We start from the raw sequence: 13,061 nt of genomic DNA, 5'->3' as shown, positions 1-13,061 counted from the left end.
GTCCCCGGTGGACAAGCGGATTACCGCGCCCGCAGCGCGTCGTCCACGCCGGTCTCCCGGCGGCCGAGGTGCACCGGATCCCGCCCGGACAGCACGTCCACCGTGGCCTTCACGCTGGCGCCGTACTCCCGGGTGGCGCTGATCCGCCACTGCCCGGCGTACCGGCGGACGGTGTCGTCCCCGACGCCGTTGGCCTCGACGCCGACGTGCCGGCAGAGCGCCACCGCGCGGGGCAGGTGGAACGACTGGGTGACCACGGTGGCCCGCCGCACGCCGAAGACCCGCCGGGCCCGGACGCACGAGTCGTAGGTGTCGAAGCCGGCGTGGTCGAGCACCACCTTGTCGGCCGGCACGCCCCGGTCGACGAGCCAGCGACGCATGGCGTCCGGCTCGTCGTAGTCCCAGTTCATGTGGTCGCCGGAGACCAGGACCGCCTTGACCTTGCCGGCGGCGTAGAGCTGGCGGGCGATCTCCAGCCGGGCGGCCAGGAACGGCGACGGGCTGCCGTCGGCCTCCACCTTGGCGCCCAGCACCAGGGCCACCGGCGCGTCCGGCACGCCGGCGGCGGTGAACAGGTGCCCCCGGGCGTCGGCGCGGATCCAGGCCACGCTCGCCGCGGTCGCCGCGGCCAGCAGCACCACCCCGGCCGCGGCGACCAGGACGAGCCGGCGGACCAGGCGTACGGCCCGCCGGTGGGTGGCGCGCCAGGCGCGCCACCGTGCGATCAGCCCCCGCATGGCGGTGATTGTGTCACGACCGTCCGGTCAGGAGATGTGGTGCAGGATGACGTTGTGCACGTGGTGGCTCTTCTCCGAGCCCCGGAACTCCACCTCGTAGGTGTGCGCGCCGACGTGCACGGCGATCGACCCGGTGGAGAAGAACGAACCACCCCAGGACTTGTTGCTCACCACGCTCACGCTGGTGATCTTCGAGTACGGGATGCTCGTGATGGCGTACCGCTTGCCGACGAAGGAGCGGTCCTGGATGATCACCCGCCGGTCGGTCAGGCCGATGAAGCCGGTGCCGGTGCCGACGGCGTCGTAGACGGCGATGATCTGCTCACCGGGCAGCAGCCCACTCTGGATCTGCTGGAACTGTTCCTTGCGGTCGTACGTCGGGCCAGACATGCCCTAGACGGTAGGGCAGGCGTGCCAGCGCTCAGTGCTCGGTGACCGCCCGGACCGCGTCCTCGATGCGTGCCGCCAGCAGCACCTCACCCTCGGTGAGTGGCTCGCCGTCGTCGTGTCCCAGCCGGATCTGGGTGTGGTCGGCCCGGCGGCTGATCTCGGGGCGCAGGCGCAGGGCGTCGGCCACCACGGCCACCCGCTCGGTGAGCGCGGCATGCTGGGTGTCGTCGAGGACCAGCGTGCGGCGGATCTGCTCGCCCTCGCGCGTCCATCCCGACAGCAGGGCGAGTGCGTCGCTGAGGTAGTCGTGCTTCGCCCGGCTGCTGAACAGCACGCGCATCACCGCACCTCCCAGGCGTCGTTGTTGCCGGCTTGTGGCCAAATCGTCGCCATCCCGTGTCCCAGTCGACGCCCTCTAGTCTGTCGTCGCTTAGATGGTGTGTCCACGCCCACACTTCCGTGTTCTGCTGGCCTGATGGCCGACTCAGCTACCCAAACCGCCGATTGATCTGGCACGCTGGTGGCCCGTGCGGACCGAACGGTTTAGCGAGGGCGGGCAGGCCGACCGGCGGGAGCCGAGAGTGGTCGTCGGAGCGGCGATCATCGTGGCCGGCCGGGTCCTCGCCTGCGAACGCTCCTCGCCCCCCGAGGTGGCGGGTCGATGGGAGTTCCCCGGCGGCAAGGTCGAGCCGGGGGAGACCGAGACCGACGCGCTGGCCCGGGAGTGCGCCGAGGAGTTGGGTGTCCGGGTCGCGGTCGGCGCGCGGGTCGGGCGGGACGTGCGGATGGCGCACGGCCGGTCGGTCCTGCGGATCTACGCGGCCCGCCTGCTCCACGGCGACCAGCCGACCGCCCTGGAGCACGCCGAGCTGCGCTGGCTCTCCGCAGCCGAGCTGGACAGCGTCGACTGGCTGCCGGCCGACGTGCCGATCGTGCCCGCGCTGCGCCCCCTGCTCGCCGCCCCGTCCTGAGCCGCGCCGGCCGAAGCTGCCGCCCCGTCCTGACGCGCGCCCGGCGGGGTCGCCGCCGCCTGAGCCGCGCCGGCCCGGACCGCCGCCGAAGCGGACAGCAGGTCGGAAACGGGACGGGGGCCGGCGGCGTGTGCCGCTGGCCCCCGTCATCGTCGTGCCGCTGCTCAGTGCTTCGGCTCGTCCTGCTGCGGGTGGGCGAAGTTGAGGTGCTCCGCCGGCAGCGGGAACTCCACGTCGTCGCCGAACGGCGACGGCGCGGCGGCCCGGTCGAAGGTCAGCTCGGTGAGCGGCAGCCGGCCGCTGGCGTCGACCGCCGGGGCCGTCGGGTGCGGCACCTCGCGCTGCCAGTTGACGCCCTGCTGGGCCTGGCGCTCGGCGCCGCTGTCGTGCGAGCCGCCGGCGTGCGAGTGCACCCCGCCGTGGGCCGCGCCGGCGGTCACCGCGCCGCTCGAATGCCCGCTGGTCGCGCTGGTCTGAGGCACCTGACCCCTCCGGAAGATCTTGTTACCGAGCCATACGAGGGGATCGTACCTGCGGTCGACGACCCGTTCCTTCATGGGGATGATCCCGTTGTCGGTGATCTTGATGTGCTCGGGGCAGACCTCGGTGCAGCACTTGGTGATGTTGCAGAAGCCGAGGCCCATCTCGGACTGCGCGTACTCCTTGCGGTCGGTGCGCGCGTCGAGCGGGTGCATGTCCAGCTCGGAGGCCCGGATGAAGAACCGGGGGCCGGAGAACGCCTGCTTGTTCTCGTCGTGGTCACGGATCACGTGGCAGACGTTCTGGCAGAGGAAGCACTCGATGCACTTGCGGAACTCCTGCGAGCGCTCGACGTCGACCTGCTGCATCCGGTAGTCACCGGGCGCCACGTCCGCCGGAGGCGCGAACGCCGGCGTCTCCCGGGCCTTCTCGTAGTTGAACGAGACGTCGGTGACCAGGTCCCGGATCACCGGGAAGGTACGCAGCGGGGTGACCGTGACGGTCTCCGCCTCCTCGAACGTCGACATCCGCGTCATGCAGCCCAGCCGCGGCTTGCCGTTGATCTCCATCGAGCAGGAGCCGCACTTTCCGGCCTTGCAGTTCCACCGGCACGCCAGGTCCGGCGCCTCGGTGGCCTGGAGTCGGTGGATCACGTCGAGGACGACCTCGCCCTCGTTCACCTCGACCGTGTAGTCCTTGAGGTCGCCGCCGGTCTCGTCACCCCGCCAGATGCGGAACTGGCGCTTGCTTCCCATCAGTTGTTCGCCTCCTCGGTGAGGGCGTCGAACTCGGCGAGTTCCTCGTCGGTCAGATACTTGGACAGCTCGGCCCGGTCGAAGAGCCCGATCAACTCCGGCCGCATCTTCGGCAGCGGTTTGTGGGTCAGCCGGACGGCGTCACCGTCGAGCGAGCAGACCAGGTTGACCCGCCGCCACTTCGGATCCATCGCCGGGTAGTCCTCCCGGGTGTGGCCGCCGCGCGACTCCTGCCGCTCCAACGCCGCCTTCGCGGTGCACTCGGACACCACGAGCATGTTGCGCAGGTCGAGCGCCAGGTGCCAGCCCGGGTTGTAGCGCCGGCCGCCGACCGCGCTCACCTTCGCCACCCGTTCCCGCAGCTCGGCCAGCCGGCCCAGCGCGTCGGCCAGCTCACCCTCCCGCCGGATGATGCCGACCAGGTCGCCCATCACCACCTGGAGATCCTGCTGGAGCTGGTAGGGGCTCTCGCCGGTGTCGCGCTGCAACGGCGCCAGCGCCGTCTCCACCGCGGCCTCCACCGCCGCCACCGACACCGCCGGGCGTGCGCTGAGCCCGTCCGCGTACGTCGCGGCGTGCCCGCCCGCCCGCTTGCCGAAGACCAGCAGGTCGGACAGGGAGTTGCCGCCGAGCCGGTTGGAGCCGTGCATGCCGCCGGAGACCTCACCGGCGGCGAAGAGCCCGCGTACGGTGCCCGCCGCCGCGCCGGTGTCCGGGTCCACCTCGACGCCGCCCATCACGTAGTGGCAGGTCGGCCCGACCTCCATCGGCTCCTTGGTGATGTCGACGTCGGCCAGCTCCTTGAACTGGTGGTACATCGACGGCAGCCGGCGGCGGATCTCCTCCGCCGACTTGCGGGAGGCGATGTCCAGGTAGACGCCGCCGGCCGGCGTACCCCGGCCCTCCTTGACCTCGGTGTTGATCGCCCGGGCGACCTCGTCGCGGGGCAGCAGCTCCGGCGGACGCCGGTTGTTGTCCGGGTCGGTGTACCAGCGGTCCGCCTCCTCCTCCGTCTCCGCGTACTGCTTGCGGAAGACGTCCGGGACGTAGTCGAACATGAACCGCTTGCCGTCGGAGTTCTTCAGCACGCCGCCGTCGCCGCGCACCGACTCGGTGACCAGGATGCCCTTCACCGAGGGCGGCCAGACCATGCCGGTCGGGTGGAACTGGAGGAACTCCATGTTGATCAGCGTGGCCCCGGAACGCAGCGCCAGCGCGTGACCGTCACCGGTGTATTCCCAGGAGTTCGAGGTGACCTTGTAGGACCGGCCGACGCCGCCGGTGGCCAGCACCACGGCCGGCGCCTCGAACAGGACGAACTCGCCGGACTCCCGGTAGTAGCCGAACGCCCCGGCGACGCGGTCGCCGTCGAGCAGCAGCTCGGTGATCGTGGTCTCGGAGAAGACCCGGATCCGGGCGTCGTAGCTGCCGAACTCGCGCTTGTCCTCCTGCTGGAGAGAGACGATCTTCTGCTGGAGCGTGCGGATCAGCTCCAGGCCGGTCCGGTCGCCCACGTGCGCCAGGCGCGGATATTCGTGGCCGCCGAAGTTGCGCTGCGAGATCTTGCCGTCCTTCGTCCGGTCGAACAGCGCGCCGTACGTCTCCAGCTCCCAGATCCGCTGCGGCGACTCCTTGGCGTGCAGCTCGGCCATCCGGAAGTTGTTGAGGAACTTGCCGCCCCGCATGGTGTCCCGGAAGTGCACCTGCCAGTTGTCCCGCGAGTTCACGTTGCCCATCGCCGCCGCGGCGCCGCCCTCGGCCATCACCGTGTGGGCCTTGCCGAACAGCGACTTCGAGATGATCGCGGTCTTCTTGCCGGCCAGCCGGGCCTCGATCGCCGCGCGCAGGCCGGCGCCACCGGCCCCGATCACGACGACGTCGTAGTGGTGTCGTTCGATTCGCGTCTCAGTCATGTCCAGGCTCTCAGTTGATGAACCGCAGGTCGTTGAACCAGCCGGCGGCCACCGCCATCACGTAGAAGTCGGTGAGCGCCAGGGTGCCCAGGGTGATCCAGGCGAGCTGCATGTGCCGGACGTTCAACCACGACACGCCGGTCCACGCCTTGTAGCGCACCGGGTGCTTGGAGAAGTGCTTGAGCCGGCCGCCGATGATGTGTCGGCAGGAGTGGCAGGAGATGGTGTATGCCCAGAGCATCACCACGTTCACCAGCAGCACGATGTTGCCCAGGCCGAAACCGAAGCCCTCCGGGGAGTGGAAGGCGTAGATCGCGTCCCAGGTGTTGATCAGCGAGATGATCGCGGCGGCGTAGAAGAAGTAACGGTGCAGGTTCTGCCCGAGCAGCGGGAACCGGGTCTCACCGCTGTACGACTGGTGCCCGTCCGGCACCGCGCAGGCCGGCGGCGACAGCCAGAACGACCGGTAGTACGCCTTGCGGTAGTAGTAGCAGGTCAGCCGGAACAGCAGCAGGAACGGCAGGGTCAGCGCCGCGTCCGGAATGATCCACCAGCCGGGCAGGAAGCTGCCGAAGTGCGAGGAGCCCTCGACGCACCGCTCGGTCACACACGGCGAGTAGAACGGCGTCAGGTAGTGGTATTGGTCGACCCAGTACCACTTGTGCATGAAGACCCGGACGGTCGCGTAGATGACCCAGGCACTGAGTCCGACGACGGTGATCAGTGGCGCGAGCCACCAGCGGTCGGTCCGCAACGTCTTCGCCGCGATGGCGGCACGCGCCCGCGCGCCCCGCGGTCTCGTTGCCGTTGATGTCATGTCGAGTCATCTCCCTGACGTCACTGTCACGTCCTGCGCACATGCGGGACCGCGCCCCGAAACCGGCGCGGTCAAGTGACACACGTTACGCCGATCTTCACGGCCCGGCCGCGCAACGCAGTGTCCCGTGTGTCCCGCTGGTTGGAAAGCCCCGAATCATGATCAAGATGCGCGGCGCGCCGACCGGTCACCTGGCGGAGCCGACCGGTCAGCCGGACGCGCCGCCGGTGAAGTTCCACGAGGCCAACCGCAGCGCCGGCGCCTCCGACCAGGACCCGTCGACGCGGTCCGGCTGGCGGACCGCGCGCCGGCCCAGGCCGAGCACCCGACCCGGCCCCAGTGCGCGCGGGTAGGACTCGGTGAACCGGAAGTCGCGCACCGCCCGGGTCGGCACGCCGTCCTCGACCAGCCACACGCCGTTGCGGGTCAGCCCGGTGATCACCAACCGCTTCGGATCGAGCACCCGCGTGTACCAGAAGTCGCTCACCAGCAACCCGCGCCGCACGCCGGCGACCAGGGCCGCGGTGTCCGGGTCGCCCACCGCCCCGGTCACCCCGGCGCTCACCGGCCCGGCCGCGACCCCGCCGGCCGGGTTCCCGGCCGGCAGCAGGCGGACGTTGCCCGCGATCGGGCCGAACGTCGACCCGCCGGGCATGCCGTGCCCGGTGGACCCGGCGCCCGCCTCGGCCCCGCTGCGCCGGTCGTGCGCCACCGCCCGGGTGGTGCCCGCCTCCACCAGGGGCAACGCCCGCCGGGGCGTGCCCTCCAGGTCGAACGGCAGCGTCGAGGCGTGCAACGGGTCGTCCACAAGCGTCACCGCCGGATCGAACTGGGCCGTGCCCAGTTCGGCGAAGGACTGCCCCTCGGTGTGCCGCTTGCCGTTGAAGCCGTACCAGGCGAGGTTCTGCAGCAGGTCCGCCACGGCGGCCGGCTCCAGCACCACCTCGTAGCGCCCCGCCGGCAGCTCGACCGGGTCGCTCGCGGCCCGCGCCTTCGCCGCCGCGCGGGCACCGAGCGCGGCGCCGTCCAGGTCGGCGAGGCGGTCGGCGCAGTGCCGGGCCACCCCGTCCGCGCCGCCGGTGCGGGCGATGCCGTCCATGGCCGCCTCGGCCGCCTGCCCCACCGCCGAATGCCCGGCGGAGTTGGCGAACGCCCCGGACCGGTACGCCGTGCGGCAGTAGCCGGCCGCCTCCAATCCCTCGACCGCGTCCACGAACGCGCGTACCCGGGTGGCCCGGTCGTCGGGGGACGCGAACGCGGTGGCCTGGTCGACGGCCGGGCCGGACGGCGTCGGCGTCGGCGCGGTGAGCCCCGGCCAGGCCGGGTCGAGCGGGGCGAGCCGGGCCGCCGCCCGGGTCTGCTCGACAAGCGCGGCCAGCCCGTCCGGGTCGAACCGACTGCCGCCGCCCGTGGCGGTCCGGCCGTCGACGTGCAGCCGCAGGTGCACGGCGGTGCCGCTCTCGGCCACGTTCTGGTGGATGAACGAGTTGGCGAACCGGGTCAGGGCCAGCTCGGAGCGGGTCACCAGCACCTCGACCTCGGCGGCCGGTCCGGCCGCGCGCCGGACCAACTCCACCACCCGGGCCGCGAGATCCCCTTCGTCGCTGCGCTCGGTGCGTTCGCTCACGCGCGCACCCCCACGCGGATGTTGCGGAAGCGGGCCGGCGCGGCCGGGTGGCCGGTGTGCCCGACCTGGCCGGGCTGCCCCTTGCCGCAGTTGGGCGTGCCCCAGGCGACGCTCTCCGCGGAGAGCATGTCCATCGAGCGCCAGAAGACCGGCCCGATGCCGGTGTAGGTCGGGTTGCGCAGCATCCGCCCCCGCCGGCCGTTGCGCACCTCCCAGCCGACCTCGCAGCCGAACTGGAAGTTGAGCCGCTTGTCGTCGATCGACCAGGACCTGTTGATGTCCATCAGCACCCCGTCGTCGGTGGCCGCGATGATCTCGTCGAGCGTGTGCGGGCCCGGTTCGAGGCCCACGTTCGTCATCCGCACCATCGGCAGCCGGGCCCAGCCGTCGGCGCGTACGCTGCCGCCGTATCCCAGGCCGGCGACGGCGGCCGAGTCCCGGCCGGCGAGCACGCCGACCCACCGACCCTCGCGGACCGCGTCCCGGGCGACCGCCGGGGAGCCCTCGTCGTCGAAGCCGAAGCTGCCGAGCGCTCCCGGGATGGTCGGGTCGATGGTCACGTTCATCAGCTCGGAGCCGTAGCGCAGCGAGCCGAGGCGGGCCAGGTCGAGCCAGGACGTGCCGGCGAAGGCCGCCTCCCAGCCGAGGATGCGGTCCAGCTCGATGGCGTGCCCGACCGACTCGTGGATCTGCAACGCGAGCTGCTCACCGCCGAGGATCAGGTCGGTCTCGCCGGCCGGGCACTCCGGCGCGGTGAGCAGCTCCCGGGACTCCTCGGCGATCCGGGCCGCGTGCGCGGCCAGGTCGAGCGAGGTGACCAGCTCCCAACCGGTGGTGCCGTACTGCCCGCGGTAGCTCGGGTAGGACCGCCGTTGCGTCTCGCCGTCGCCGATCGAGGTGGCCGAGATGCCACCGCCGCACTCCCGGATGTGCTGGTCGATCCGGTGGCCCTCGCTGGAGACGAACCACTTCGTGGTGTCCCAGATCTGGTAGAGCCCCTCGGCAAGGTCGGCGCCGTGCTCGCGCATCGTGGCGGTGGCGCCGACCAGCAGGTCGCCCTTTGCCGACAGCGGCACCCCGAGCGGATCGACCGCGCATTCCGAGGCCCAACTCGCCACCGCCGCGTCGACCGGCACCAGGTCGATCGGCGGGCCGGGAACCCGCGCGCTCGCGGCGGCGATCACCGCGGCGCGCCGGCCGGCGTCGCGGGCCGCGGCGTCGGACAGCTCGGGTACGGCGTCAAAGCCCCACCCGGAGCCGACCAGGGCGCGCACGCCCAGCCCGATGCTCTCGTGCTGGGTCAGCTCCTCGACGTCGCCGTTGCGGGCCGACATCGACTCGTAGCGGCGGTACATCACCCGGGCGTCGGCGTAGCGGGCCCCCGCGTCGAGGGCGGCCTGCACGGCGGCGGTCGCCGCATCGAATCCCATGCGCCCGACCCTAGGCGAGCGCACCGACATCCGTCAGGGGACGAGTTCCTCCGGCCGGATCGTGGCCCGGACGGGTTCGGACAGCTCCAGCACGTCGCCGGGCTTGGTCACCGACACCTCCCGGTAGTGCCGCCCCTGCCGCCGGTAGAGGTGGAGCGTGCCGTTCTCCTGCTCGACGAGCAGGTACCACTCGATCTCGGCAGCGGCGTAGTAGTGCATCTTGAGCACCTTGTCGGTGGCCGCGTTGCCGGGCGAGATGACCTCGCAGACGAGCCGCACGTCCCGTGCCTCGATCATCGGCTCGTCGAAGTCGATCGGCTCGGTGACGACCAGATCGGGAATGGGGATCCGGCCCGGCCGTAGCCGGACGTTCACCGTCTCCAGCAGCTCCAGGCCCACGCGGCGCGCCGCCGCCTCCAGCAGGTTGCCGAGGTTGCGCTGGATGCGTTGGTGCCGTGGGGTTGGTGCCGGCGTCACGTGGAGGCTCCCGTCGAAGAGTTCGACACGTTGCCGCGTCGTGTCGAGGGCGAGGTATTCCTCTTCGGTCCATGGGCCGTCGTGGCCGAACACCGCCGCCGTCATGGTCACCTCCACCTCGCGTCGGCGGGAATCGTCCCGTGGTCGCCGCGACCATGGTCGCACCTCGGGTGCGACGAAGGGGGCGGTCACGCCTAGTTGCGATGGTGAATGTCCCAGGTGACGGGCTGCGGGTCGGAAACCCAGTCGTTACGCTCTGACCGCTGACAGACCGCTCGATGTAGCTTATTTTCGCCTCCAGAGGATTGCTGTAGGTTCTCTTCATCACCGAGGGGGAGGCGGTCATGAGCAGGTCGGAGGCGGCGCCGTCCGGGGAGCCGGACCGCCCCGAGGCGCCGGAGCAACGCGCCGGCGACGCGCCGTATCTCCAGGTCAGAGACCTGCGGGTGCGGTTCGACACCGAGGACGGCGTGGTCCGGGCCGTGGACGGGGTGTCGTTCGCCGTCCAGCGGGGTCGCACGCTGGGCATCGTGGGCGAGTCCGGCTCCGGCAAGAGCGTGACGTCGTTGGCGATCCTCGGGCTGCACAACTCCGCACGCGCCACCATCACCGGGGAGATCTCCGTCGGCGGGCGTCAGCTCGTCGGCCGGCCCGAGGAGGAGGTACGGCGGCTGCGGGGCCGGGACATGGCGATGATCTTCCAGGATCCGCTGTCCGCGTTGCACCCCTACTTCACGGTGGGCAGGCAGATCGCCGAGGCGTACCGGGTGCACCACCCGAAGGCCGGTCGGCGGGAGGCCCGGACGCGGGCGGTGGACATGCTGGGCCGGGTGGGGATCCCGCAGCCCGAGCGGCGGTACGAGCAGTACCCGCACGAGTTCTCCGGTGGCATGCGGCAGCGCGCGATGATCGCGATGGCCCTGGTCAACGACCCGGACCTGCTGATCGCCGACGAGCCGACCACGGCGTTGGACGTGACCGTGCAGGCGCAGATCCTCGACCTCCTCGCCGACCTTCAGGAGGAGTTCCGCTCGGCGATCATCCTGATCACCCATGACCTGGGTGTGGTGTCGCAGGTGGCCGACGACGTGCTCGTCATGTACGGGGGACGGGCGGTGGAGCGGGGCAGCGTGGCCCAGGTGCTGCGGGCGCCGCAGCATCCGTACACCTGGGGCTTGTTGTCGAGCGTGCCGTCGTTGCACGGCGACGCGGACGCGGACCTGGTGCCCATCCCGGGCAACCCGCCGTCGTTGATCCATCTGCCGTCGGGGTGCGCGTTCCACCCGCGGTGCCGGTACGCCGACGTCAACGGCGACCGGTCCCGTACCGAGGTCCCGCGGTTGCGTGACGCCGGCCAGCCGGAGCATCTGGTGGCCTGTCACCTGTCCGCGGCGGACCGGCAGCGGATCTACCGCGACGAGATTGCCCAGGTGGGAGTGGTCCGATGAGTGCCGATTCGACCGCACTGCTGTCGGTGCGGGGGCTGACCAAACACTTCCCCGTCCGCGACGGCCTGCGGGGCAGGGGGGTGGTGCGGGCGGTCGACGGGCTCGACTTCGACGTGCGGCCGGGGGAGACCCTGGGCCTGGTGGGGGAGTCGGGGTGCGGCAAGACCACCACCGGGCGCATGCTGGTGCGGCTGCTGGAGCCCACCGCCGGCAGCATCACGTTCGCCGGCCGGGACATCACCCACGCCGGCCGTCGTGACCTCCGCTCGCTGCGGCAGGACCTACAGATCATCTTCCAGGACCCGTACGCGTCGTTGAACCCCCGTCACACCGTCGGGCGGATCGTGGCGATGCCGTTGCAGGTCAACCGGATCACCCCGCCCGGCGGGGTGAAGAAGCGCGTACAGGAGTTACTGGAACTCGTCGGGTTGAACCCGGAGCACTACAACAGATATCCGCACGAGTTCTCCGGCGGGCAACGTCAACGCATCGGCATCGCCCGGGCCCTGGCCCTGGAACCGAAGCTGATCGTCGCCGACGAACCCGTCAGCGCGCTCGACGTCTCCATCCAGGCGCAGGTCATCAACCTGCTGCGCGACCTGCAACGCGACCTCGACCTGGCGTTCGTGTTCATCGCCCACGACCTGGCCGTGATCCGCCACTTCAGCCACCGCGTCGCGGTCATGTACCTCGGCCGGATCGTCGAGATCGGCGACCGGGACGCCATCTACACCCGCCCGCAACACCCGTACACCCGGGCGTTGCTGTCGGCCATCCCCGACGTCACCACGCTCGGACCGGCCGGCCGCATCCGCCTCACCGGTGACGTGCCCACCCCGCTCAACCCGCCCTCCGGCTGCCGCTTCCGCACCCGCTGCTGGAAGGCCACCGACCGCTGTGCCGCCGAGGAACCGGCGCTCGTCACCCGCGACGGCGGCGCTCAACTCACCGCCTGCCACCACCCGGAGAACACCCCGACGAGCCAATCCGTGGAGGTGCCGACATGAGCCTGTCCCCGGTCGAGGGCGTGGCGCTCGCCGAGATCGACTCACCGGGCGACGGCGACGAGCGCCGGGACCGGGAGTTCGTCGGCCGCTCGCCCGGCCAACTCGCCCTGGCGCGGCTGCGGCGGGACCGCACCGCCCTGGTCAGCGGCGCGCTGCTCGTCTTCTTCGTGCTCGTCGCGCTCGCCGTCCCGCTGATCGAGGCGCTCTACGGGGTGGGGCCGAAGGAGCAGTTCCAGAGCCGGCTCGACGGCTACGGCATGCCGCTGGGCTACGCCGGTGGCGTCACCGGCGAGCACTGGTTCGGGCTGGAACCCGGCCTGGGCCGGGACATCTTCGTCCGGATGGTGCACGGCCTGCGCACGTCGCTGTTCATCGCGTTCGCCGCCGCCGTGCTGACCGCCGTGATCGGCGTGACGCTGGGTACGCTCGCCGGCTACCTGGGCGGCTGGCTGGACACGGTGATCAACTGGATCACCGACCTGACCCTGGCCATGCCGTTCCTGATCATCGCGCTGGCGCTGATGCCGACCGTGGCGCTGCGCTTCTACGGCCCGCGGGAGGCCGTCCCGGCGTACTTCCAGATCGGGGTGCTGATCGCGATCTTCGCGCTGTTCGGCTGGACCAGCACCGCCCGCCTGGTCCGGGGTCAGATCATCGCGCTGCGCGAGCGCGAGTTCGTGGAGGCGGCCCGGGCCAGCGGCGCCGGGCTGGGGCACATGCTGTTCCGGCAGTTGCTGCCGAACGTCTGGGCGCCGATCCTGGTCGCCTTCTCGCTGGCGGTGCCGCAATACATCACCAGCGAAGCGGCACTGTCGTTCATCGGCGTCGGACTGACCGACGAGACGCCGAGCTTCGGGCGGATGATCTACCGCAGCCTCGACTACCTCCAGACCGATCCGGCGTACGTCTTCTTCCCCGGCATCACGATCTTCGCGCTCGTGTTCGCCTTCAACCTCTTCGGCGACGCGCTGCGCGACGCGCTCGACCCGAAGTCGTCCCGGTAGGAGGC

General features: G+C 71.3%; 13 protein-coding genes. 4 read left to right on the top strand and 9 right to left on the bottom strand.

Features of this window, described 5'->3' with window-relative positions; genetic code table 11:
• Positions 1 to 20: 20 nt before the first annotated feature.
• The 3 genes from O7619_RS29005 to O7619_RS28995 are packed head-to-tail and all read right to left on the bottom strand — an operon-like array spanning position 21 to position 1,467.
• Positions 21 to 737, bottom strand: a complete 717-nt coding sequence (locus tag O7619_RS29005; RefSeq protein ID WP_282284655.1) for an ElyC/SanA/YdcF family protein — start codon at positions 735 to 737, stop codon at positions 21 to 23.
• 27 nt (positions 738 to 764) lie between these two features.
• On the bottom strand, positions 765 to 1,127 hold the full coding sequence (locus O7619_RS29000) for a PH domain-containing protein (RefSeq protein ID WP_282284653.1): 363 nt from the start codon (positions 1,125 to 1,127) through the stop codon (positions 765 to 767).
• Positions 1,128 to 1,158: 31 nt separating this feature from the next.
• Positions 1,159 to 1,467 carry a 4a-hydroxytetrahydrobiopterin dehydratase gene (locus tag O7619_RS28995; RefSeq protein ID WP_282284652.1) on the bottom strand — a complete coding sequence of 103 codons (309 nt, stop codon included), beginning with the start codon at positions 1,465 to 1,467 and terminating at the stop codon, positions 1,159 to 1,161.
• 241 nt (positions 1,468 to 1,708) lie between these two features.
• Between O7619_RS28995 and O7619_RS28990 the strand changes: the two genes are divergently transcribed.
• Entirely contained in the window at positions 1,709 to 2,098 is a 390-nt protein-coding gene (locus O7619_RS28990; protein ID WP_282284651.1) for a (deoxy)nucleoside triphosphate pyrophosphohydrolase, read from the top strand.
• A 164-nt stretch (positions 2,099 to 2,262) separates the two neighbouring features.
• Here O7619_RS28990 and O7619_RS28985 read toward each other — a convergent pair whose 3' ends face one another.
• The 6 genes from O7619_RS28985 to O7619_RS28960 all read right to left on the bottom strand — a co-directional run bounded on the left by O7619_RS28985 (position 2,263) and on the right by O7619_RS28960 (position 9,702).
• Positions 2,263 to 3,333, bottom strand: coding sequence for a succinate dehydrogenase/fumarate reductase iron-sulfur subunit (locus tag O7619_RS28985; protein WP_282284650.1), 1,071 nt, complete (start codon positions 3,331 to 3,333; stop codon positions 2,263 to 2,265).
• Positions 3,333 to 5,246 (bottom strand): fumarate reductase/succinate dehydrogenase flavoprotein subunit, encoded by a 1,914-nt coding sequence (locus tag O7619_RS28980; RefSeq protein WP_282284648.1) that lies wholly within the window; start codon positions 5,244 to 5,246, stop codon positions 3,333 to 3,335. The genes O7619_RS28985 and O7619_RS28980 overlap by 1 nt, the downstream gene beginning before the upstream one ends.
• A 10-nt stretch (positions 5,247 to 5,256) precedes the next feature.
• Positions 5,257 to 6,063, bottom strand: coding sequence for a hypothetical protein (locus tag O7619_RS28975; protein ID WP_282284647.1), 807 nt, complete (start codon positions 6,061 to 6,063; stop codon positions 5,257 to 5,259).
• A 208-nt stretch (positions 6,064 to 6,271) separates the two neighbouring features.
• On the bottom strand, positions 6,272 to 7,690 hold the full coding sequence (locus O7619_RS28970) for a metallopeptidase TldD-related protein (protein WP_282284645.1): 1,419 nt from the start codon (positions 7,688 to 7,690) through the stop codon (positions 6,272 to 6,274).
• The gene (locus O7619_RS28965) at positions 7,687 to 9,120 is read right to left on the bottom strand and encodes a TldD/PmbA family protein (protein WP_282284644.1); all 1,434 of its coding nucleotides are present in this window, start codon (positions 9,118 to 9,120) and stop codon (positions 7,687 to 7,689) included. The genes O7619_RS28970 and O7619_RS28965 overlap by 4 nt, the downstream gene beginning before the upstream one ends.
• 33 nt (positions 9,121 to 9,153) lie before the next feature.
• Positions 9,154 to 9,702 (bottom strand): Uma2 family endonuclease, encoded by a 549-nt coding sequence (locus O7619_RS28960; RefSeq protein ID WP_282284642.1) that lies wholly within the window; start codon positions 9,700 to 9,702, stop codon positions 9,154 to 9,156.
• A 239-nt stretch (positions 9,703 to 9,941) separates the two neighbouring features.
• Between O7619_RS28960 and O7619_RS28955 the strand changes: the two genes are divergently transcribed.
• From O7619_RS28955 to O7619_RS28945, 3 genes are read left to right on the top strand one after another with little or no spacing between them, the layout of a single operon-like run.
• Complete coding sequence (locus tag O7619_RS28955) at positions 9,942 to 11,045, top strand: ABC transporter ATP-binding protein (protein ID WP_282284640.1); 1,104 nt, start codon at positions 9,942 to 9,944, stop codon at positions 11,043 to 11,045.
• The gene (locus O7619_RS28950) at positions 11,042 to 12,052 is read left to right on the top strand and encodes a dipeptide ABC transporter ATP-binding protein (RefSeq protein WP_282284638.1); all 1,011 of its coding nucleotides are present in this window, start codon (positions 11,042 to 11,044) and stop codon (positions 12,050 to 12,052) included. Before O7619_RS28955 ends, O7619_RS28950 begins: the two co-directional genes overlap by 4 nt.
• Positions 12,049 to 13,056 (top strand): ABC transporter permease, encoded by a 1,008-nt coding sequence (locus tag O7619_RS28945; RefSeq protein WP_282284637.1) that lies wholly within the window; start codon positions 12,049 to 12,051, stop codon positions 13,054 to 13,056. Before O7619_RS28950 ends, O7619_RS28945 begins: the two co-directional genes overlap by 4 nt.
• Positions 13,057 to 13,061 lie beyond the last annotated feature (5 nt).

The organism is Micromonospora sp. WMMD998, assembly GCF_029581235.1.
Lineage (GTDB): Bacteria > Actinomycetota > Actinomycetes > Mycobacteriales > Micromonosporaceae > Micromonospora.
This window is presented reverse-complemented; position numbering and strand designations above follow the sequence as displayed.